This window comes from Klenkia soli, assembly GCF_900103975.1.
GTDB lineage: Bacteria > Actinomycetota > Actinomycetes > Mycobacteriales > Geodermatophilaceae > Klenkia > Klenkia soli.
In genome coordinates this window covers 80,285-101,188 of record NZ_FNIR01000013.1, presented here as the reverse complement: position 1 = coordinate 101,188, position 20,904 = coordinate 80,285, and the positions used below count along the sequence as shown (strand labels likewise).

Here is a 20,904-nt window from a genome sequence, read left to right as displayed (position 1 = left end):
AGGCTGTGCCCAGCGGCGCGCTGGCGCGCCGGGGAGATCCACGGTGGCCCGACCCGTCGTGGGACCATGGGAGACATCATGACGACATCCGGAGCTGCTGTGCCCACGAACCCGACCACCGCCCGCCGTCCCCGCGTGGTCATCATCGGCTCCGGATTCGGCGGTCTGTTCGCCGCCCAGCGCCTCCGCAAGGCCGACGTCGACATCACCCTGGTCGCCAAGACCGGCCACCACCTCTTCCAGCCGCTGCTGTACCAGGTGGCCACCGGGATCATCAGCGAGGGCGAGATCGCCCCGCCGACCCGCGACATCCTGAAGAAGCAGAAGAACGCCTCGGTGGTGCTCGGCGAGGTCGTCGACATCGACCTGGCCGACAAGACCGTCACCTCCTGGCTGCTGGGCCGCGAGACCGTGCACGCCTACGACCACCTGATCGTGGCCGCGGGCGCCGGGCAGTCCTACTTCGGCAACAGCCAGTTCTCGCAGTTCGCGCCGGGCATGAAGAGCGTGGACGACGCCCTCGAGCTGCGCGGCCGCATCCTGGGCGCCTTCGAGATGGCCGAGGTCGCCACCGACCCCGCCGAGATCGACCGACTGCTGACCTTCGTCGTCGTCGGCGCCGGCCCGACCGGGGTGGAGATGGCCGGGCAGATCGCCGAGCTGGCCCGCCGCACCCTGAAGGACAACTTCCGCAACATCGACCCGAAGACCGCCCGGGTCATCCTCATGGACGCCGCCCCCGTCGTCCTGCCGCCCTTCGCCGAGAAGCTGCAGCAGAACGCGGCCAAGCAGCTGCGCGACATCGGCGTGGAGATCCAGCTCGGCGCGATGGTCACCGGCCTCGACGCCAACGGCCTGGACGTCAAGGACACCAAGGACGGCACCACCCGCCGGGTGACCGCGGCCACGAAGATCTGGGCCGCGGGTGTGCAGGCCAGCCCGTTGGGCGCCCTGCTGGCCCAGCAGTGCGACGTGCAGATCGACCGCGCCGGGCGGGTCGAGGTGCAGCCCGACCTCACGCTGCCCGGGCACCCCGAGGTCTTCGTCGTCGGCGACATGATGAGCCTGGACCGGCTGCCGGGCGTCGCCCAGGTCGCCATCCAGGGTGGGCGCTTCGCCGCCGACCGCATCGCCGCGACGGTCTCCGGGCGCAAGCACAAGGAGAAGTTCGAGTACTTCGACAAGGGCTCGATGGCCACCATCAGCCGGTACAAGGCCGTCGCCGACCTCGGCAAGTTCAAGGTCACCGGTTTCCTGGCCTGGATGATGTGGCTGCTGGTCCACCTGGTCTACATCGTCGGGTTCAAGAGCCGGCTGACCACCACGTTCAGCTGGATCGTCTCCTTCCTGGGCAAGGGCCGCGCCCAGCGGGTGGCCACCCAGCAGCAGGTGTACGGCCGGCTGGCGCTGGAGAAGCTGGGGCCGGACTTCGAGGTCGCGCAGACCGGCGGTCTGCACGGCACCGCGGCCGACCCGATCCGGATCGACCAGCCCGCCGACCGCACCGTCGCCTGATGCCGTGAGCGCCACCCCCGTCTGGTTGGAGGTGGCGCTCAACGGCACCTGGGGCACCGGCCGTCAACCGCTGGCCCCGGTCACCGCCGACGAGCTGGTGGCCCAGGCGGTCGCCTGCGCCGACGCGGGCGCCGCCGTCGTCCACCTGCACGCCTTCGACGACGCCGGCCGCCCGCGCGAGGCCTACGAGCTGTACGCCCCGGTGTTCGAGGCGATCCGGTCCGCCCGCGACGTGATCTGCTACCCCACGGTCCCGATGGGGCCGGTGCCCGCTGCGGACGCCTCGGCCGGGCGGGCCCGGTACGACACCGTCGACCGGCTGGCCCGGGCCGGCCTGGTCGAGTGGGCCGTCGTCGACCCCGGGTCGCTGGTGGTGGCCACGACCGACGAGCTGGCCGCGGGGGGCGAGGGATTCCTGTACGCCAACAGCCCGGCCGACGTCCGGGCCGGACTGGCCGTCTGCGCCGAGCACCGGCTGGTACCCAGCTTCGCCGTCTACGAGCCCGGCTTCACCCGGCTCGGGGCCGCGCTGCGCGTACCTGCCGCGCCCCGGCCGGTGCACCGGTTCATGTTCAGCGACGGGTTCACCTTCGGCTTCCCGCCCGCCACCTGGGCCCTGGACGCCCACCTGCGGTTGCTCGAGGACTGCGACCCGGGCGGGCCGTGGATGGTGGCCGGCCTGGGCGTCGAGCTGGGCGACCTGGCCGACGTCGCGGTCGAGCGCGGCGGGCACGTGCGGGTGGGCCTCGAGGACGCCCCGCTGGGGTGCCCGACCTCGAACGAGGAGCTGGTGCGGGCCGCCGTCGCCCGGGTCGAGGCCGGCGGACGGCGGGTGGCCACACCGGCGGAGGTCCGGGCCGCCACACTCGGGGCATGACCAGCCTGCGCCTGTCGGACTCGATCGTCGTCGCCGCTGCCCCCGAGGTCGTCTACGACCTGGTGACGGACGTGACCCGCACCGGCGAGTGGAGCCCGCAGTGCCGGGAGTGCTGGTGGGTCGACGGCGGCTCGGGCGCGGTGGGCGACGTCTTCGGCGGCCGCCAGGAGACCCCGGAGCGCACCTGGGAGACCCGGTCGACCGTCGAGCAGGCCGACCGGCCACGGGCCTTCGCCTGGAGCGTCAACGACCGCAAGGTGTTCTGGCGCTACGACCTGGAGCCGGTCGAGGGCGGCACCCGGCTGACCGAGTCGTGGGAGTTCGCCGACGCCGGCCTGCAGTTCATGGCGCAGAAGCACGGAGAGCGCGCAGCGCACGAGATCGCCACCCGCCAGGAGGCAGCGCGCAGCGGCATCCCGGCGACGCTGGCGGCGATCAAGCAGATCGCCGAGGGCCGGTGACCGAGCGCATCGCCCTGGTCGGGGCCGGGCACCACGCCCGGGTCAACCTGGTCCCGGCCATCCGGGCAGCCGGCCTGGAGATCGCCGCCCTGGCCACCCGCGACGTCGACCGGTCGCGGGCCGCCCTGGCCGCCGCCGGCTCCGCCGGGACGCCGTACGGCTCGGTGGCCGACCTGCTGGCCGGCGAGCCCGACGTGCGGCACGTCGTGGTCTGCGCCCAGCCGGCCGACCAGCCGGACATCGTGGCCGCGGTCCTGGCAGCGGGCCGGAACGTGCTGTGCGAGAAGCCGCTGGGCACCGACGCGGCGCAGGCCCGCCGGCTCGCCGACCACGCCGCCGACGCCGGGGTGGTGCTCCGGGCGGGGTTCATGAAGCGGCACGCGCCGGCCCTCGTGGCACTGCGGGACGTGGTCCGGTCGGGCAGGTTCGGGCCTCCGGTGGGCTTCGACGTGCGGTTCGCCGCCGACACCCGGGCGTTCGCCCCCGACGTCCGGTCCTTCCTGACCCTGGCGGCCGTGCACCACGTCGACCTGGTGCCCTTCCTGCTCGGCGCGCCGCACACCGTGCAGGCCACCACCTCGACCCACGCGTCGGGATCGACGCTGAGCGCACTGCTGACCGTGGCGCCGCAGGTGCACGGCACCCTGCGGCTGGCCTCGTCGCCGGCCCACTCCTCGGAGGTCGACGTCGTCGAGATCGCCTTCGAGCAGGCGGTCGTCGAGGTGGTGGACTCCCGCACCACCGAGATCCGGTTCGGCGGCAGCGGGGGGTGGCAGGCCCCGCAGGAGCGGGTCGAGCGCCTGGTCCCGGCGAGCAGCACGATGTCCGGCGGCGAGCAGGACCTCCACCTGCGCGGCTTCGTCGGCGAGCTGACCGCCTTCGCCGCGACGCCGGTGGCCCCGGACCGCAGCGCGCAGGACAACGTCGTGACGATGGAGCTGTGCGAGCAGCTGCTGGCCGGGGTGTCGCAGAACTGAGACACCCGGTGGGTTGTGCACCACCGGCTGGGGCGATGGGGTGGACCCGACCGACCCGCACCCAGGACTGGAGCGACGATGCCCACCCCCACCGACGACCGCCGTGACCTGCTCACCGTGATCGCGTACATGAAGGCCGCCCCCGGCAAGGCCGACGAGCTCCGCGCCGGCCTCGAGGCCCTCATCGAGCCCACCAGCCAGGAGGACGGGTACGTCAACTACGACCTGCACGAGGCGGTCGAGGAGCCGGGCACGTTCTTCTTCTACGAGAACTGGGAGTCCCCGGCCCACCTCGACGCCCACCTGGCCACCCCGCACCTGGTGCAGTTCGCCGGCCGCATCGACGAGCTGCTGGACGAGAACGGGCTGACCATCACCCGGCTCAAGCGGATCGCTTGATGCCGCTGGACGTCCGGGTCATCGGGCCGGAGGAGCGCGACACCCGCACCGCCCAGACGCCGGGGCTGCGACGGTTCGCCGCGATCTGCGCGGACAAGACCGGGTCGTCCGAGCTCTGGATGGGCTACGCCGTCCTGGAGCCCGGCGGCAAGACCGGCGTGCACCACCACGGCGAGTCCGAGACGGCGATCTTCGTCATCAGCGGGGTGACCCGCTGGTGGGTCGGCGAGGAGCTCGACGACGTCCGCGAGGCGCACGCCGGGGACTTCGTGTTCATCCCGCCGGGCATCGTGCACTGGGAGCAGAACGCCAGCGAGACCGAGCCGGTCGAGATGATCGTGGCCCGCAGCACCCAGGAGGCGATCGTCGTCGCCGTCGAGGGCCACCCGCACCGCCCCGCGCACGCCAGCTGACACGACGGAGGGTGCGCACCTCCACCACGGCTACCGTGCCGGAGGTGCGCACCCGTTCCCTGGTCACCGGTTCCTCCCGCGGCATCGGTGCCGCGATCGCCCACGCCCTGGCCGCCCGCGGTGACGCGGTCGCCGTGCACGCCGGCCGGGACCTCGACGCCGGCCGGGCGGTGCTCGCCGGCCTGCCGGGCGAGGGTCACCTGCTGGTCTCGGGCGACCTGGCCGACCCGGCGGCGGTGGCCGCGCTGGTCGCCGACGCGGTGGCCGGGCTGGGCGGGGTCGACGTGCTGGTCAACAACGCCGCGGCGCACGACCCGCTGGTCATCGAGGAGTCGGACTACGAGCAGTGGCAGGCATCGTGGCACCGGGTCCTGTCGGTCAACGTGGTCGGGACGGCCAACGTGAGCTGGCAGGTCGTGCGGCACCTGCTCGACCGGCCCGAGGGTCCCGCGGGCGGCCGGATCGTGACCGTCGGCTCCCGGGGCGCCTTCCGCGGCGAGCCGCAGGCGATGGCCTACGGGGCGTCGAAGGCCGCGGTGCACTCGCTGACCCAGTCCCTGGCCCTGGCGCTGGGTGGGCACGGCATCGGCGTCAGCGCGGTGGCCCCCGGGTTCGTGGCCACCGACATGGCGACGTCGCTGCTGGCCGGGCCGGTGGGTGACGGGATCCGCGCGCAGAGCCCGTTCGGCCGGGTCGGCGAGCCGCCGGAGGTCGCCGCCGCGGTCGCGTTCCTGACCGGTCCCGATGCGCTGTGGTGCAGCGGCGCCGTCCTCGACGTCAACGGCGCCTCGTACCTGCGATGACCGGCATCGAGGTCGAGGTCGCCGACTGGGAGCTCGGCTGCTGCGGCGGCCCGCTGGCCATCGGCGACCGGGTGAGCTGGCGGTTGCTCGCCGTCCTCGACGACACCGCCCCCGAGGACGTCTGGACGGCGACACCGGCCCCGGACCCCGGGCCCGGTTGGTCCGCACGGGTGCTCGCGGCCCGTGGCCTGCAGGCAGGGTGGAGCGACCTGTCTGCGCACCTGCCGGTGGGCACCGTGCGCCTCCGTGCCCGGCTGTCGGCGACCTGGCACGGCGGCGACGGGTGGGACGACCTGCCCCCGGTGACCGGCCGGATCACCCGCATCCGGGTGATCAGCCGCCTGCACCAGGAGGGGACGACGGCCGCGACCGGCCAGTCGTCGACCTGGTACGCCGCGCACGGCGGGCGCACGTTCGTGTCCGTGCCGGGCAGCGAGGAGCACCGCGACGTCGACACCGCACCCGACGGCGTCGCCGACCGGGCCGACACCGTCCCACCCCGGGACCAGTCCTCCTACCGCGCGGAGTCCGGGTGGTTGGTCGACCTGCAGCTGGACCCGTGACCCGGGCCGACCCGGGTCGGCTGGTCACGCGCACCCTCGCCGGCACCGGGGTGGCCGGACATCCCCGACGGTGGACGCGGTGGACGACGGCCGGCCACCGTGCAGGACGTCGGGCCACCCCGCGGCGGAGGTCAGACCAGCAGCTCGCCGTCGCGGACGACGACCCGGCCGCCGGGCAGCGCCAGCAGCCCGCCGCCCTCGACCCGCCCGCCGTCCGAGCCCGACCCGGCGGGGACGACGTCGGTGATGCGGTCCCCCGTGACCAGCAGGTCGACCGGCGGGCCGCCCCACGGCCGGACGTCGGCCAGCAGCAGGTCGGTCACCGCTTCTGCCGCCGGCTGCCGCCGTGCCAGTCCTCGGTCTCCCCCACCTCGCCGGGCTCGACGCCGTAGCTGCGCAGCTGGGGGCGCTCGCGCAGCGACCGCTTCAGCTCGGTGAACCCCGGGAAGGAGGCGAGGCCGACGACGTGGTCCCACAGCGCGACGGCGTCCTCGGGGGCCGGCAGCCGGCTGATGACCGGGCCGAAGAACGCCAGGCCGTCCGGCGGGAGGAACTGCAGGATCGGGGTGCCGACGTCCTTGCCGGCCAGCGCCAGCGCCTCGTCGGTCTCGGTCCGGATGCGGGCGTCGAGGGCGTCGTCGTCCAGGGCGTCGGCGAGGTCGGGGGCGAAGCCGAGGTCGGCCAGCACCGGGGCGAGGAACTCCCGGGTGCCGCGGCGGTCGTGGCCGGGGGTGGCACCGACCGGCTCGGCGTCGTGGATGCCGGTGCCGACCGCGGCGTAGAACCGGCCGACGCCGTCGTCCCCGTGCTCGTCGCGCACGCGGGCGGCCACCCGCAGCAGCCGCAGGCCGGCGGTGTGCCCGGCCTCGTACTCGGGCGGGAAGTGGGCCGCGTAGTCGACGTGGGCGTTGAGCAGCCGCAGCGAGATGAACCGCCACTCGACGGAGTACTCGCGCTGCCGGGCCACCTCCTCGACCCAGCGGCTGGTGAGCCAGGCGAAGGGGCAGACCGGGTCGAACCAGAAGCGGAGGTCGGTCACCGGCCCAGTCTCGCGGTCAGGGCAGGGGCACGCAGATCGCGTCGTCGTCGTCGGGGCAGAGCGCGCCGACCGTGGGCGCCGTCAACCGCAGCGGGGCGTCGCCGGATGCGTGCCGGCGCAGGTCGTCGACCCGGATCTCGAGGCTGGAGACGACGTCGGGCCGACCCTGCGGCGTGGCGGGGCCGACGGCGTCCTGGAGCACGACGTAGGCGGTGGTGCGGCCGCCGTTGCCGTGCGACCAGAACGTGTCCGACGACGGGAACGCGGGGTCCCCCTGGCAGTAGGGGTCGGTCGCGTCGTCGAAGAACACCCCGATCGGGCCGACGTCGGCCGGCGTCGCCGCGGTGATGGTCACGGTGAGCCGGCCGGCCAGCTCGTCGCCGCTGAACCTGATGGTGATCGGCACGTACTCCAGCGCTGCGTCGTCGACCTGGCACGGCTCCGGCCAGTCGGTGAGCGGCGGCGCGAACCCCACCTGCACCTCGCCGCGGGTCACGGAGAGGAGGTCGTCGGCACCGGCGCCGGGGACGACGGCCAGCGGGACGACGGCGGGGGCCGGCGCCGCCGACGGGCTGGTCGTCGCGACGGACGCCGAGGTCGCGTCCGTCGCGACTGCCGGTTCCGCGCCCAGCGCGGCGCCGAGCCGGCACCCCGACACGCTCAGACCGACCAGCGCGACCGCCGCCACCGCACGTGCTGCCCGCACCGCTCCCCCTCCGTCCGCCGCAGGATCGCACGGACGACCCGCCGGCGGGGGGATCAGCCGCGCAGGTGCGCCTGCGACTGCTGGGCGGTGCTGACCAGGGCCTGGTCGGGCCGGATGCGGGTGACCTCGACCGACTGGGCCGGCAGCAGCGCGGCCAGCAGCCAGTCCGTGCCGACCCGCACCCGGTTGGCCACCGACGGCAGCGCGTACAGGTGGTAGCCGCGGGCCACCAGCTTGGCCACCGGACCGTGCAGCCTGATGCCCAACGGCTTGGCGATGGCGTCCCAGCCGCCGAGGTCGGCGACCAGGCCGAGGTCGCGGTGCCGGTACGGCTTCGCCGCGCCGACGCCCAGGCTGGCGGCCACGTTGCGGCCCAGCGCGGTGCCCTGCCGCTGCGCGTGCTGCGCGGTCGGCGGGGTCATCGGGGTGCCCTCCTGGGTCAGGTCGGGGACGGCGGCCGCGTCGCCGCCGGCGAACACCCCGTCGGCGCCGGGCACGGTGAGGTCGGGCCGGACGACGAGCCGCCCCTTCTGCAGCGGCAGGTCCAGGGTCTGGACCAGCGGGCTGGCGGCGACCCCGGCCCCCCAGACCAGGGTGCGGCTGGGGATGGTCGAGCCGTCGGTCAGCTCGGTCTCGCCGTCCCGCGCCTCCTTCACCGTGACGCCCAGCCGCACGTCGATGCCGCGGCGGCGCAGCGCACCCAGCGCCTTCTCGCCCAGCTCGGGGCCGAGCTCGGGCAGCACGCTCTCCGCCAGGTCGACGAGCACCCACGAGATGTCCGCAGGACGCACGGTCGACCACCGCTGCGCGATGGTCTCCAGCCAGAACTGCAGCTGGGCGACGATCTCGGTGCCGGTGTAGCCCGCGCCGACCGCGACGACGGTCATGCGGGCGCGGCGTTCGGCGTCGTGCTCGGGACCGGCCGGCAGGGCGTCGGCCCGGTCCAGCTGGCGGAGCAGGTGGTCGCGGAGGAACTGGGCCTCGACCAGGGTCTTCACCCCGTGCGCGCGCTCGGCGACACCGGGGATGTCGAACTGGCGGGTGATCGACCCGGGCACGAGCACCAGGCGGTCGTAGGCCAGTGTGACGACCTCCTCGGTGGCGCCGCCGTCGTCCGTCGTCCGCACGGTGACCGTCTTCGCGCCGTGGTCGACCGCGGTGGCGCTGCCCAGCACGACTCGGGTGCGGCGCAGCTGCTGGCGGAGGCTGATCGCGATGTGCCGCGGCTCGACGACGCCGGCGCTGACGTCGGGCAGCAGCGGGCTGTAGAGCAGGTAGTCGCTGGGGTTGACCAGCACGAGCTCGGCCGCCTCGGGGGGCATGGTCTTCTCGAGCTTGCGGAGGGCGTGGAACCCGGCGAACCCTCCCCCGACGACGACGATCCTGGGGCGGCTCATGGGTTCTCCTCGTCGGTGCGGGTGCAGGCGTGGTCAGGACCTGCCCCGCACCGACGAGGTCGAACCCGTCTCGTGGGTCACCCCGCGGTGCGGGGCGCCCGCCAGAGGTCGATGCCCGAGTCGACGGCGTGCCGCTCGATCGCGGTCAGCTCGTCGGCGGTGAACGCCAGGTTCGCCAGGGCCCCCACGTTGTCGTCGAGCTGGCGGACGCTGCTGGCGCCGACCAGCACGCTGGTGACCCGCTCGTCGCGCAGCGCCCACGCCAGGGCCAGCTGGGCCAGGGACTGCCCGCGGCCCTCGGCCAGGGTGTTCAGCGCGCGCACGTGCTCGATCGCGTCGTCGGTGAGCAGGTCGGTCGACAGCGACTTGCCCTGGCTGGCCCGCGAGCCCTCGGGGACGCCGTCCAGGTACTTGCTGGTGAGCATGCCCTGGGCCAGCGGCGAGAACGCGATGCACCCGGCACCCACCTCGGCCAGGACGTCGAGCAGACCCTCGGTCTCGATCCAGCGGTTGAGCATCGAGTAGCTGGGCTGGTGGATGAACAGCGGCGTACCCAGGTCGGCCAGGATCGCCGCCGCCCGCCGGGTGTCCTCGGGGCCGTAGGAGCTGATGCCGGCGTACAGCGCCCGGCCGCTGGTGACCGCGGTGTGCAGGGCCCCCATCGTCTCCTCGAGCGGCGTGGTGGGGTCGGGCCGGTGGCTGTAGAAGACGTCGACGTACTCCAGACCCATCCGCCGCAGCGACTGGTCGAGGCTGCTCAGCACGTACTTGCGCCCGCCGCCGCCCTGGCCGTAGGGGCCGGGCCACATGTCGTAGCCGGCCTTCGTGCTGATCACCAGCTCGTCGCGGTAGGGCGCGAAGTCGTCGCGCAGGTGGCGGCCGAAGTTGGTCTCGGCCGACCCGTAGGGCGGGCCGTAGTTGTTGGCCAGGTCGATGTGGGTGATGCCCAGGTCGAAGGCCCGGCGCAGGATGTCGCGCTGGCGGTCGAAGGGCACGTCGTCGCCGAAGTTGTGCCACAGGCCCAGGCTGACCGCGGGCAGGTCGGTGCCGCTGCGCCCGGTGCGGCGGTAGGTCATGTCGTCGTAGCGGGTCTGCGCCGCCTCGTAGGCCATGCCGCTGATCCTGCCTCCCCCCGGTTCAGCAGGTGCAGGCGCAGGCCGGGCAGGCACCCGGTGCGGTCGGCGTCCACGGGGTGTCCGCGACGGAGACCACCGCACCGCAGAGGGCCAGCTCGGGTCCGCCGTCCAGCTCGTCGCTGCTCCGGTGCGCCTCGACGGCGTGCACCGTCGCGCAGGTGGTCGGTCGGCACAGGCCGGTGAGCAGGGTGGTCGTCGTCGTGGTCACCCCGTGATCCTGGGTCCACCGGGCCCGGCGGACCACGCCCTTGACGTCTCCCTGACGCCCGCGCCACCGTCCCTGACGGGGGTCCGGCCCCTCCGGCGGGCCGACCCGGTGCAGACGCCCGGCATCCGGGGCATCCTGGGTGCTCGTGGACACCAGGGCGGCGCTCGCGCGGGAGCGCTGGCGGCAGGTGCTGCCCACCGCCGTGCTGCTCACCGGTGACGTCGGCAGCGCCTGGCGGCTGGTCGTCGCGGCGCTGGCCGGTGCCCGCCCGGTCCCGCCCGGCCACGACGGCGCGGTCGTCGCGGTGGTCCGCACCTTCCGCCGCCGGCGGGTCGGGGACGGCGCGACCCTCAGCGCGGGGGCGCCGGTCTGGTGGCTCACCGAGGACGACCTAGCCGCGGCCGGCCGGTTGGCCGACGCCCTCGCCGGCCTCACCCGCGACGAGCGGGCGGCCGTCGTGCTGCGCTTCGCCGAGGACTGGCCCCCCGCGCGCATCCGGGACCTCGTGCCGGGCGCCGACCCCGACACCGCCGCGCGCCGGCTGGTCGGCGAGGTGCCCGACCCCACCCGCCTCCCCGAGCGGCTCGCCTCGCTGGCCGCCGCCCACGACGCGTCCGCGTTCGACGACGACGCGGCGGCGGACGCCGTCGGGGTCGCGGTCACCCGTCGGCGGCGGCGCGCCGGTCTCGCCGTCGTCGTGGCCGCCGCGGCCGTCGCCGGTGCGGTCCTCGTGCCCGACCACCTCCCCGGACCGGTGCCGGCGTCGGCACCGTCGGCACCGGTGCTGGCGGGGGCCTACGCGGGCGCGCCGCGCGGTGAGCTGGCCGACGACCCAGGGGTGCTGCCCGACCTGCAGCGGCGCCTGGACGCCGCAGGACTGCCCGGGTCGGGCTACCGCCTCGTGTACGGCGGGGACGTCGACGGCACCCGCGTGGTGCTGATGGGCCGCGCCGCGGACGGGGGCACCCAGCTCGCGTGGCTGACCGGCGCCGCCGGGAGCGGACCGGGGCAGCTGACGGTCACCCCCACCGCGGAGGGCGACCCGACGGGGGCGGCCGACGACCTGGCCGCCGCCGTGGCGGTGACCGATCCCGACCGGGGCCGGGTGGAGCTGGTCGTCGTCGCCGCCGAGGGCACGGAGGTCCAGGTGTCCCCCGGGGTGGACGTCGACCCTGCCCTGGGCAGCGGGGCGCGGGACTACCGCGAGGTGCCCACCGAGGACGGCGTCGCCGTCCTGGCCGTCGACCGCTCGTCGGCGGCCGGGGTGCGGTACGCGGTGGGCCCCGGCGCGCCCACCGACGGGCGGGTGCCGCTGGTCGTCGATGCGGTCGCCCCGGACCCGGGGAGCGTGCCCACCAGCCGGTCGGGCACCGAGCAGGTCGCGGCCACCGCCTACGCGGCGGCGGTCGACGCCGTCAGCGCGGCCACCTCCTGGGCGCCGGCGGACCTGGCGATCACGGTCCTGGGCGCGGGCAGCGCCCGGATGCCGACCGGCCAGGTCGTCGAGACCGCCACCGTGGCCGCCGTCCTGCCCGGCGGCGCCGTCGTCACCACCACCGGGACCGCCGCCTACCACCACGCCACGTCGGGCGGGTACACCGCCGTCGCCAGCTGCGGGGGCGCCGGCCACCCGGCCGGGACCGACCTCGCCCGGCTCGTCGTGGCCACCGACTGCGTGGTCACCGACCCCGACGGGCCGGCGTTCCGGTTCGTCGTGGTCGCCGCCCCGCCCGGTGCGGAGGTCACCCTGACCGCCGCCGACGGGTCCACCGTCGTGCCCGACCTCGCCGCCGGCTGGGGCTGGGTGTCCGCCTCGGGGGCCGCCGTCGTCTCGGGCACCGACGGGACGACGACGTTCGCGGTCGTGGGCAGCGCGGACGACGTCCTGCGCGCCTGATCGGGGGCCCGGCCCCTCAGCGGTCCAGCAGGCGCAGCTGCACCATCGCGGCGAAGCGGACGTCGGGGTCGCCCAGGTCGATGCCGCCGACCTCGGCGACCCGGCGCAGGCGGTAGCGGAACGTGTTCGGGTGCACGTACAGCGCCGCGGCGGCCGCCGGGACGTCGCCGAAGGCGTCCAGCCAGGCCCGCAGCGTGGGCACCAGCTGCGCCCCGTGCGCGGCGTCGTACTCCCCCAGCCGGGCCACCGGCCCGGCCGGCCGGTCACCCCGGGCCTCGGCCAGGTCGTGCAGCTCGAGCAGCAGCCCCTCGACGTGGACGTCGTCGGCCCGGGCCACCCGCACCGCACCGCCTCCCGCCGCACCGGCGCGCACCCGCAGCACCCGCAGCGCGCGGTCGGCGGCCACCCGGGCGGCGGCCAGGCCGGCGACGTCGCGGCCGGCCGGGCCGATCCCGACGACGGCGGGGATGCGCGGCCCGATGCGGTCGAGGAAGTCGGTGGCGATCCGCACGGCCCGGGCGTCGGCGTCCTCGCCGGTGACCGGCACCAGCCCGTAGACGGCGTGGCCGACCAGCGCGGTGGCCGACCGGGGGTGGACGGCGGACAGGTGCACCCCGAACGCGTCGGCCAGCCGCTGGCGGTCGTTGGCCGACCCGGCGTCGCTGGCGGCGTCGACCCCGGCGGCGGGGTCCAGCGCCGCCAGGGCCAGCACCACCACCGAGCGGTCGGCCAGCCCCAGGCGGTGCAGCGCCTCCCGCGCGCCCGCGCCCCCCTCCAGCGCCGTGGAGACCAGGTCGGCCTGCAGCCGGCGCTGCACGTCGGCGCCGGCCCGCACCCGCAGCATGTGCAGGGCGACCAGGGTGGCGGCCTCACCGAGGGCGCGGGCCCGGTCGGGGCTCAGGCCGTCGCGGAGCACCGCCCAGATCGAGCCGAGCACCTCGTCACCGGCCCGCACCGCGATGGCCGCGCGGGGCAGCGCACCGGCGCCGTCCAGCGGGGTCACCGGCTCGACCAGGACCGGCCCGGTGGAGCGGTACAGCTCGCGGAACACCCCGCGCTCGGTGAGCACCCGGGAGTAGACCTCGGGCACCTGCAGCCCCAGCACGGTCTGGATGCGTCCGGGGTCGGCCTCGTCCTGCCGGCCGGAGAACGCGAGCACGCGGTTGCTGCGGTCCTCGATGGTGATCGGCGCGTCGACCAGCGCGGCCACGGCGTTGGCCAGCGCGAACAGATCGCCCGAGGGCAGCCCGCCCAGCGACTCGGCGGTCTGCGCGCCGACGTCGCCCTCGGCCAGCAGCACCCGGAGCATGGCCGCCAGCTGCGCCCAGGTCGCCCCGCGGGTCAGCCCCAGCAGCGCCACGCCGGACTCCCGGGCCGCGGCCAGCACCGCCGGGGTCACCGTCACCGGCGCCCGCAGCACCAGCCCGGCCGCACCGCGGCGGCCGAGCTGGGTCAGCAAGGTGATGGTCGCCGCCGCTCCGCCGACGCCCACGCCCAGCACCAGCGCGGCCGGGGGCAGCTCGGGCTCGTCGATGGGGTCGTGGATGGCCACCCCGCCCAGCCGCGGGACGGCGTCGGGGTCGCCGTGCAGCAGGTCCAGCAGCGTCGTGCCCAGGTCGTCGAGGACCCGGCGCAGACCTGCCGGAGCTCCCGTCACCGGGTCGACGTTACTGATCCGTCCGGTTCACACCGGCAGCCACTCGCGCCAGGTGGTCACGTCCTCGAGCACCTCGGGCACCGGGACGACGCCGATGCCGGGCCCGGTGGGCACGCCGAGGTGGCCGCCGTCGAGCACGAACGGGTCGGTGACGTCGGTGCGGTAGTAGCGGTCCGACGCCGAGGTGTCCCCGGGGAGCGTGAACCCGGGCAGCGCCGCCAGCGCCACGTTCGCCGCCCGGCCGATCCCGGTCTCCAGCATCCCGCCGCACCAGACCGGCACCCCGTGCGCGGCGCAGACGTCGTGGATCCGCCGGGCCTCCAGGTACCCACCGACCCGGCCGGGCTTGACGTTCACGATCGAGCAGGCGCCCAGGGTGATCGCCTCGGCCGCGGCCCGGGCGGAGGTGATCGACTCGTCCAGGCAGACCGGGGTGCGGATCTGCCGGGCCAGCGCGGCGTGCCCCAGCACGTCGTCCTCGGGCAGCGGCTGCTCGACCAGCAGCAGGTCGAAGGGGTCCAGCCGGGCCAGGTGCCGGGCGTCGGCGAGGGTGTAGGCGGTGTTGGCGTCGACCTGCAGCAGCACGTCGTCGCCGAAGCGCTCGCGCACCGCGCGCACCGGTTCGACGTCCCAGCCGGGTTCGATCTTGAGCTTGATCCGCACGTAGCCCTGGTCGAGGTACTCCCCCACCGCGTCCAGCAGCGCCGGCACCGAGTCCATGATCCCGACCGACACCCCGCACGGCACCCGGTCGTGCACGGCGCCGAGGTGCCGGGACAGCGGGGTGCCGGCGGCCCGCAGCTGCGCGTCGAGCACCGCGAGCTCAAGGGCGGCCTTGGCCATCCGGTGCCCGTGCACGGGGGCCAGCACCTCGGCGACCGCCGCGGCGTCGATCCGCCCGGCCGCGGCCAGCCGGGGCACCAGGAAGCGGCGCAGCACGTCGACCGCGCCGTCCACGTACTCCTCGGAGTACAGCGGGTCGGCCATGGCCACGCACTCGCCCCAGCCCTCGGCGTCGGCGGTCACCACCCGGACCAGCAGGACGTCGCGGTGGGTCTGGGTGCCGAACGAGGTGCGGAACGGCGACACCAGGGGCAGCCCGACCCGCCGCAGTTCGACCCCCTCGACGGTCGAGTCGATCAGCTCCACGGTTGCCTCTCCCCTGTCGTGTGCTCTGCGCCGCGCTGGTGCAGCACGTACCGCCCGGCGCGGTCGAAGCCGGTGATCCGCCCGCCGTCGGCCAGCACCGGGTGCAGCACCGACCGGACGGCGCTGCGCCACCGCGCGGCCAGCGCCGGGTCGGTGCGGCGCAGCGCCTCGACGTCGCGGGGCACGGCCACCAGCAGCACCGGTGCGTCGGTGCGACCGGGCACCGGGGCGCCGTCGGGCGAGCAGCCCAGCGCCACCGCCGCGCCGGGCGGGACGGCGGCACCCGGGGCCCCGCCGCGGCAGGCCGCCACGACCTGCGGCGCCGCGAGGTCCCAGCGGACCAGCAACCGGTCGGTCTCGTCGCCGGCGTTGAGCGCGTCCTGCATGCCGCCGTAGTGGTCGGGCAGGTAGGCCACCGCGGCGGCGCCGAGCTTGCCGGTGTTGAACCAGGCGTTGCGGGCGACCAGCGGGTCGTAGGTCCAGGTGATCTCGCCGACCCCGCGGGCCAGCGCCCAGGCGCGCTGGTGCACCTTGAGCGCGAACCCGACGCTGCGACCGCGCACGGCCCCGGAGACCCCGGCGATGTGGCTGTGCAGCGACCCGGCGGCCGGTTCGGCGAAGAAGCCCACGCAGGCCCCCACCAGGTCGTCCCCGTCGTACGCGCCGGCCACGTAGCTGCCCGCCGTCGCCAGCGCCCGCAGCAGCTCGGTGCTCAACGGCGGGCTGTCGGCCCGTTGCCAGATGGCGCCCAGCAGGCCGGCGACCGCGGCCAGGTCCGGCACCGCCGTGATCGTCCGGACCGCGACCCCCGCCGCGCGCCCGGCGGCGTCGGCGGCCAGCTGGGCGTCGTCGGCGACGGTCCACGTGGTCACCGCCGGCCCCCGTCGGCCGGCCCGGCCGGCTCGTCCGCGACGTCGGCGAGCAGGTCGGCCAGCAGCGCGGTGAGCAGCGCCAGCCGCGGCGCGAGCTCGGCGACCAGCACGTGCTCGTCGTCGGCGTGCGCGCCCCCGCCCACCGCGCCCAGCCCGTCGAGCGTGGGCACCCCGACGCCGGCGGTGAAGTTCCCGTCGGAGGCGCCCCCGACCGAGGCACCGCGCAGCTCGGGCAGCCCGAGCCCGCGGGCGACCGCACGGGCCCGGTCGAGCAGCGCGGCGGCGGCCTCCATCGGCGGTCGGTTCGGTCCGCCGGTCACCTCCACGCGGGCGCCGGGCAGCACGGGGCGCAGCGCCCGCACCGCCGCGTCGACCCGGTCCTGCTCGGCGGCGTCGGGCACGCGCACGTCGACGGCGACCCATGCCTGCGCCGGCACGGTGTTGGTGACGGTGCCCGCCGCCGACGCGGTCGGGGTGACCGTCGTCCCGAGGTCGGGGTCGCCGAGGGCGGTCAGCGCGAGCACCTGGTGGGCCAGCTCGACGCCGGCGTTGACGCCGTCGGCGGGCGCGAGCCCGGCGTGCGCGGCGCGGCCGGTGACCGCGACCCGGTACAGCGAGACGCCCTTGCGGGTGGTCTTGAGGGCCCCGCCGTCGGCGGCGGCCTCCAGCACGAGCGCGGCCGCGCAGCCGCGGGCCTCGTCCTCGATCAGCGTCCGGGAGGACGGCGAGCCCAGCTCCTCGTCGCCGGTCACCAGCACGGTCACCCCGGCCGGGTCCTCGAGCGCGGCCACCGCGGCGAACGCGACGACCAGGCCGGCCTTCATGTCCACGCTGCCCGGGCCGCGCAGCACGCCGTCGACGACCGTGGACGGGTGGGTGGCCAGCGACCCGAGGGGCCAGACGGTGTCGTGGTGACCCAGCACCAGCACCCGTGGCGGACCCTCCCCCAGGCGCCAGCGCAGGTGGGTGCGGCCCTCGAGCACGATGCGCTCGGGCTCGCACCCCAGCCGGCGGGTGCCGACCCGGGCGACGACGTCGGCGCTGCGGGCCACGGCCGCCAGGTCGTCCGAGGGCGACTCGCAGGAGACCAGCTCGTGGATGTCGGCCAGCACGTCGGCCGGGAGCTCGGTCACCGGACCGCCCCGGGCACGGCGGCCAGCAGCTCGCGGGTGTACTCGTGCGCCGGGTCGCCGAGCACCTGCTCGGCCGGGCCCTGCTCGACGATGCGGCCCTCGCGCATCACCGCGATGGTGCTGGCGACGTAGCGCACCACGGCCAGGTTGTGCGAGATGAACAGCATCGAGGTGCCCAGCTCGCGCTGCAGCCGGCGCACCAGGTTGAGCACCGTGCCCTGGATCGACACGTCGAGCGCCGAGGTGATCTCGTCGGCGATCACCACGTCGGGCCGGGCGGCCAGGGCCCGCGCGACGGCCACGCGCTGCCGCTGCCCGCCCGACAGCTGGGCGGGGTGGGCGCGGGCCCGGGCCGGGTCCAGGTCGACCAGCTCCAGCAACCGGAGCACGTCGGCCCGGCGCTGCGCCCGCGGGGTGCCGCGCGGCACGGCCTCGGCGATGCTGTCGCCGATCGTCATCCGCGGGTCCAGCGAGGAGTACGGGTCCTGGAACACCATCTGCACGGGACGGCGACCGGGGCGGGTGGGCACCGGCACGCCGTCCAGCAGCACCGCCCCACCGGTCACCGGTGCCAGCCCGACCGCAGCCTTGGCCAGGGTCGACTTGCCCGACCCCGACTCGCCGACCAGGCCGACCACCGCACCGTCGGGCACGACCAGGCGCACGCCGTCCACCGCGGTGTGCCCGGTGCGGGCGTTGCCGTACCGCACCGTCACGTCGTCGAACACCAGCTCGCTCACGCGACCTCCTCCCGTGCCGCACCGGCGGCGGCGAGCGCCCCGTCGGCGACCTCGTCGGCGTGCCAGCAGGCCACCCGGCTCCCCGACGCGTCGGCCGCCAGCGGTGGGTCCTCCGCCCGGCAGCGGTCCGACGCCAGCGGGCAGCGCGCGGCGTAGGCGCACCCGGGAGGCTGCGCCGACGGGTCGACCGGCCGGCCGGGGATCACCGGCAGGGGTGCGTCGAGGTCGACGGCCATGTCCGGGACGGTGGCCACGAGGGCCCGGGTGTAGGGGTGCCGGCCCGCGGCGAGCCGGTCGGCGGGCAGGTCCTCCACGATGCGCCCGGCGTACATCACCAGCACCCGGTCGCACACCTCGCGCACGACCGCCACGTCGTGGCTGATCAGCAGCAGGGCGACGTCGTCGGAGCGGCGGATCGCGGCGAGCAGGTCGAGCACCGAGCGCTGCACGGTGACGTCGAGGGCGGTGGTCGGCTCGTCGGCCACGATCAGCGCGGGCTCCCCCATGAGGCCCATGCCGATCATCGCCCGCTGGCGCATGCCCCCGGAGAACTCGTGCGGGTACTGGCGGGCCCGGCGCTCGGGTTCGGGCACCCGCACGCTGCGCAGCCGGTCCACCGCGCGGGCCAGCCCGGCCGCCCGGGATAGGCCCTGGTGCCGGCGGGCGCCCTCGGCCAGCTGGTGGCCGATCCGCCGGGTGGGGTTCAGCGAGGTCATCGGGTCCTGGAAGACCATCGCGAACCCGGTGCCCAGCAGCCGGCGGTGCGCCCGCTCGCCGCCGGTGCGCAGGTCGGTGCCCCGGAAGTCCAGCCGGGCCGCGGTCACCTCGCCCGGCGCCTCGACCAGGCGGGCGACGGCCAGCGCGGTGAGCGACTTGCCCGACCCCGACTCCCCCACCACGCCCACGGCCTCGCCGCGCCCCACCGAGAAGGTCACCCCGCGCACCGGCCGGACCGGGCCACCGGCACCCGGGAACGCCACCGAGAGGTCCTCGACGTCGAGCACGGGTTGCCCGGCCACCGGGCCGCGCTCGGTGGCCGGCTGCCGGTCGGCCCCGGCGGCGCGGCGGCCGCGCACGACCCCGGCGGCCGAGGTGAGCCCGATGCCCTTGGCCACGGCCTCGCCGAACAGGTTGAACGCCAGCCCGGCGACGACGATGGCCAGGCCGGGGGCCAGGGCGGCCTCCGGGTGCCGGTAGATGCCCGACAGGCCGTCCTGCAGCAGCCGGCCCCAGTCGTAGTCCGGCGCCTGCACCCCCAGCCCGAGGAACGACAACCCGGCGAAGGCCAGCAGCGCACCGCCGGCGCCGATGGTCGCGTTGACGACCAGCGGCTCGGCGATGTTGGGGAACACGTGGCGCAGCAGCACGCGGAACCGGCCGACCCCGGCGACCCGCGCGGCCAGCACGTAGTCCCGCGACGCGACCCCGGCGGCCAGCGTCGAGGTGAGCCGGGCGAACACCGGCGCCCCGGCGACGCCGATGGCCAGCACCGCGCCCGTGGCGCCGACCCCGAACACGATGGCGAAGAACAGCGCCAGCAGCAGGCCGGGGAACGCGACGGCGATGTCGATGCCCGCGGTGACCAGCCGGCCGGCGCGGCGGCCCAGCAGCAGCGGCGCCGCACCCAGCAGCATGCCCAGCACCACGGTGAGCACGGTGGCGGTCAGCGCCAGCCGCACCGAGAGGCCGGTGGCCACCATGGTGCGGGCGAAGAGGTCACGGCCCAGGTTGTCGGTGCCCACCAGGTGCGCGGCCGAGGACCCCTGCAGGATCGCGTCGGTGTCCACGGCCTCGGCCTGCGCCCCCCACACGACGGGCGCGACGACGGCGAGCACCAGCACCGCGGCCAGCAGCACCCCGGCGCCGATGCCGACCGGCGTGCGCAGCACCGACCCCCACCGGCCACGGGCGGCCGGTCGGTCGGCGACGGGGACGAGCACCCCGGGCGCCATGGTGGTCATCAGCTCTCCCGGATGACGGAGCGCGGGTCGAGCAGGGACAGGACGACGTCGACGGCCAGGTTCACCAGCAGCACTCCGGCGCCGTACACGAGCACGACGCCCTGCACGACGGGGTAGTCCTTCTCCAGGATCGAGGAGACGATGGTCGAGCCCAGGCCCGGCCAGGAGAAGACGTTCTCCACCAGCACGGTGCCGGCCACCAGCGCCGAGAGCAGCAGCCCGCCGAGGGTGATCGAGGCCGTCAGCGCGTGCGGGAGCGCGTGGCCGAGGTTGACCTGCCAGGCCGGCAGCCGCTTGGCCCGCGCCGTCCGCACGTGGTCGCTGCGCAGGGCGGTGAGCATCTCCACCCGCACGATGCGGGCCAGCGCCGCCGCCGGGCCGACGGCCAGGGCGAGCACCGGCAGCACGTAGGACGACGGCCCGGTGCGCCCGGCCACCGGGAGCCAGCCCAGCGTCACGCTGAAGACGTAGACGAACCCGACGCCGAGCACGAAGTCCGGCACCGCGCCGACGACCGTGCTCGCGGAGGAGAACGCCAGCTCGCCGCCGCGCCGCCGCCCACCCCGGGTGAGCACGCCCATCCCGGCCCCGATGGGCACGGCGAGCGCGACCACCACCACGAAGGCCAGCAGCGCCAGCTCCAGGGTGGCCGGCAGGCGCTGCCCGATGATCCGCGAGACCGGCAGCGAGGAGCCCAGCGACGAGCCCAGGTCGCCGGTCAGCACCCCGCGCAGGTAGTCCACGTACTGCTCCCACAGGGGCCGGTCCAGCCCGAGCGACGCCCGGCGGGCGGCGACCAGGGCGGCCGGTGCGGTCGGCCCCAGCGCCGCCCGCACCGGGTCGCCCGGGATGAGGTGCAGGATCAGGAACGACGCCGTCACCAGCACCCACAGCGAGACCAGCAGCCGGCCGGTGCGGCGCACCGCGAAGGCCAGCCACGGGTTGTCGGCCATCCGTCGGGACGGCGTCCCGACGGCGGAGGCCGGGGCGACGGCGGTCAC

At 76.0% G+C, this 20,904-nt stretch carries 22 protein-coding genes; 9 read left to right on the top strand and 13 right to left on the bottom strand.

The genetic code is table 11. The features are described from left to right. The first annotated feature begins 99 nt into the window (after positions 1-99). The 8 genes from BLS67_RS19220 to BLS67_RS19185 all read left to right on the top strand — a co-directional run bounded on the left by BLS67_RS19220 (position 100) and on the right by BLS67_RS19185 (position 6,008). Positions 100-1,515, top strand: a complete 1,416-nt coding sequence (locus tag BLS67_RS19220) for an NAD(P)/FAD-dependent oxidoreductase (protein ID WP_242654207.1) — start codon at positions 100-102, stop codon at positions 1,513-1,515. Positions 1,516-1,519: 4 nt separating this feature from the next. Next, on the top strand, positions 1,520-2,392 hold the full coding sequence (locus BLS67_RS19215) for a 3-keto-5-aminohexanoate cleavage protein (protein WP_091248420.1): 873 nt from the start codon (positions 1,520-1,522) through the stop codon (positions 2,390-2,392). Beyond that, the gene (locus BLS67_RS19210) at positions 2,389-2,853 is read left to right on the top strand and encodes an SRPBCC family protein (RefSeq protein WP_091248416.1); all 465 of its coding nucleotides are present in this window, start codon (positions 2,389-2,391) and stop codon (positions 2,851-2,853) included. The genes BLS67_RS19215 and BLS67_RS19210 overlap by 4 nt, the downstream gene beginning before the upstream one ends. Further along, positions 2,850-3,830, top strand: a complete 981-nt coding sequence (locus BLS67_RS19205; protein ID WP_091248413.1) for a Gfo/Idh/MocA family protein — start codon at positions 2,850-2,852, stop codon at positions 3,828-3,830. Before BLS67_RS19210 ends, BLS67_RS19205 begins: the two co-directional genes overlap by 4 nt. A 78-nt stretch (positions 3,831-3,908) precedes the next feature. Further along, positions 3,909-4,229: a putative quinol monooxygenase gene (locus BLS67_RS19200; protein ID WP_091248409.1), complete on the top strand. Its 321-nt coding sequence runs from the start codon at positions 3,909-3,911 to the stop codon at positions 4,227-4,229. Next, entirely contained in the window at positions 4,229-4,642 is a 414-nt protein-coding gene (locus BLS67_RS19195; protein ID WP_091248407.1) for a cupin domain-containing protein, read from the top strand. Before BLS67_RS19200 ends, BLS67_RS19195 begins: the two co-directional genes overlap by 1 nt. A gap of 44 nt (positions 4,643-4,686) precedes the next feature. Next, complete coding sequence (locus tag BLS67_RS19190; protein ID WP_091248616.1) at positions 4,687-5,445, top strand: SDR family NAD(P)-dependent oxidoreductase; 759 nt, start codon at positions 4,687-4,689, stop codon at positions 5,443-5,445. Beyond that, positions 5,442-6,008, top strand: coding sequence for a DUF6578 domain-containing protein (locus BLS67_RS19185; RefSeq protein ID WP_091248405.1), 567 nt, complete (start codon positions 5,442-5,444; stop codon positions 6,006-6,008). Before BLS67_RS19190 ends, BLS67_RS19185 begins: the two co-directional genes overlap by 4 nt. A 131-nt stretch (positions 6,009-6,139) precedes the next feature. Here the strand turns inward: BLS67_RS19185 and BLS67_RS19180 are convergent, their stop codons facing one another. The 6 genes from BLS67_RS19180 to BLS67_RS19155 all read right to left on the bottom strand — a co-directional run bounded on the left by BLS67_RS19180 (position 6,140) and on the right by BLS67_RS19155 (position 10,494). Beyond that, positions 6,140-6,331: a hypothetical protein gene (locus BLS67_RS19180; RefSeq protein WP_091248402.1), complete on the bottom strand. Its 192-nt coding sequence runs from the start codon at positions 6,329-6,331 to the stop codon at positions 6,140-6,142. Further along, positions 6,328-7,047: a mycothiol-dependent nitroreductase Rv2466c family protein gene (locus tag BLS67_RS19175; protein ID WP_091248399.1), complete on the bottom strand. Its 720-nt coding sequence runs from the start codon at positions 7,045-7,047 to the stop codon at positions 6,328-6,330. The genes BLS67_RS19180 and BLS67_RS19175 overlap by 4 nt, the downstream gene beginning before the upstream one ends. Before the next feature lie 16 nt (positions 7,048-7,063). Then, positions 7,064-7,753, bottom strand: coding sequence for a hypothetical protein (locus BLS67_RS19170; protein ID WP_131801791.1), 690 nt, complete (start codon positions 7,751-7,753; stop codon positions 7,064-7,066). A 53-nt stretch (positions 7,754-7,806) separates the two neighbouring features. Next, the gene (locus tag BLS67_RS19165; RefSeq protein ID WP_091248392.1) at positions 7,807-9,150 is read right to left on the bottom strand and encodes an NAD(P)/FAD-dependent oxidoreductase; all 1,344 of its coding nucleotides are present in this window, start codon (positions 9,148-9,150) and stop codon (positions 7,807-7,809) included. Between the two features lie 77 nt (positions 9,151-9,227). Then, a complete protein-coding gene (gene mgrA, locus BLS67_RS19160) occupies positions 9,228-10,262 on the bottom strand; it encodes an L-glyceraldehyde 3-phosphate reductase (RefSeq protein WP_091248388.1) in 1,035 nt (344 codons plus the stop codon). A 25-nt stretch (positions 10,263-10,287) separates the two neighbouring features. Beyond that, entirely contained in the window at positions 10,288-10,494 is a 207-nt protein-coding gene (locus tag BLS67_RS19155; protein ID WP_091248386.1) for a hypothetical protein, read from the bottom strand. A gap of 145 nt (positions 10,495-10,639) precedes the next feature. Here BLS67_RS19155 and BLS67_RS19150 point away from each other — a divergent pair, with 145 nt between their 5' ends. Then, positions 10,640-12,391, top strand: a complete 1,752-nt coding sequence (locus BLS67_RS19150) for a hypothetical protein (protein ID WP_131801790.1) — start codon at positions 10,640-10,642, stop codon at positions 12,389-12,391. Between the two features lie 16 nt (positions 12,392-12,407). Here the strand turns inward: BLS67_RS19150 and BLS67_RS19145 are convergent, their stop codons facing one another. From BLS67_RS19145 to BLS67_RS19115, 7 genes are read right to left on the bottom strand one after another with little or no spacing between them, the layout of a single operon-like run. Beyond that, a complete protein-coding gene (locus BLS67_RS19145; RefSeq protein WP_091248380.1) occupies positions 12,408-14,048 on the bottom strand; it encodes a PucR family transcriptional regulator in 1,641 nt (546 codons plus the stop codon). A 27-nt stretch (positions 14,049-14,075) separates the two neighbouring features. Continuing rightward, on the bottom strand, positions 14,076-15,197 hold the full coding sequence (gene menC / locus BLS67_RS19140) for an o-succinylbenzoate synthase (protein ID WP_242654206.1): 1,122 nt from the start codon (positions 15,195-15,197) through the stop codon (positions 14,076-14,078). Then, positions 15,188-16,069: a GNAT family N-acetyltransferase gene (locus tag BLS67_RS19135; protein WP_091248377.1), complete on the bottom strand. Its 882-nt coding sequence runs from the start codon at positions 16,067-16,069 to the stop codon at positions 15,188-15,190. The genes menC and BLS67_RS19135 overlap by 10 nt, the downstream gene beginning before the upstream one ends. Beyond that, positions 16,066-17,202 carry a M20/M25/M40 family metallo-hydrolase gene (locus BLS67_RS19130; protein WP_091248374.1) on the bottom strand — a complete coding sequence of 379 codons (1,137 nt, stop codon included), beginning with the start codon at positions 17,200-17,202 and terminating at the stop codon, positions 16,066-16,068. The genes BLS67_RS19135 and BLS67_RS19130 overlap by 4 nt, the downstream gene beginning before the upstream one ends. Then, positions 17,199-17,942: an ABC transporter ATP-binding protein gene (locus BLS67_RS19125; RefSeq protein WP_091248370.1), complete on the bottom strand. Its 744-nt coding sequence runs from the start codon at positions 17,940-17,942 to the stop codon at positions 17,199-17,201. Before BLS67_RS19125 ends, BLS67_RS19130 begins: the two co-directional genes overlap by 4 nt. Beyond that, positions 17,939-19,903, bottom strand: a complete 1,965-nt coding sequence (locus tag BLS67_RS19120) for a dipeptide/oligopeptide/nickel ABC transporter permease/ATP-binding protein (RefSeq protein WP_207500741.1) — start codon at positions 19,901-19,903, stop codon at positions 17,939-17,941. The genes BLS67_RS19125 and BLS67_RS19120 overlap by 4 nt, the downstream gene beginning before the upstream one ends. Then, a complete protein-coding gene (locus tag BLS67_RS19115; protein WP_207500740.1) occupies positions 19,903-20,904 on the bottom strand; it encodes an ABC transporter permease in 1,002 nt (333 codons plus the stop codon). The genes BLS67_RS19120 and BLS67_RS19115 overlap by 1 nt, the downstream gene beginning before the upstream one ends.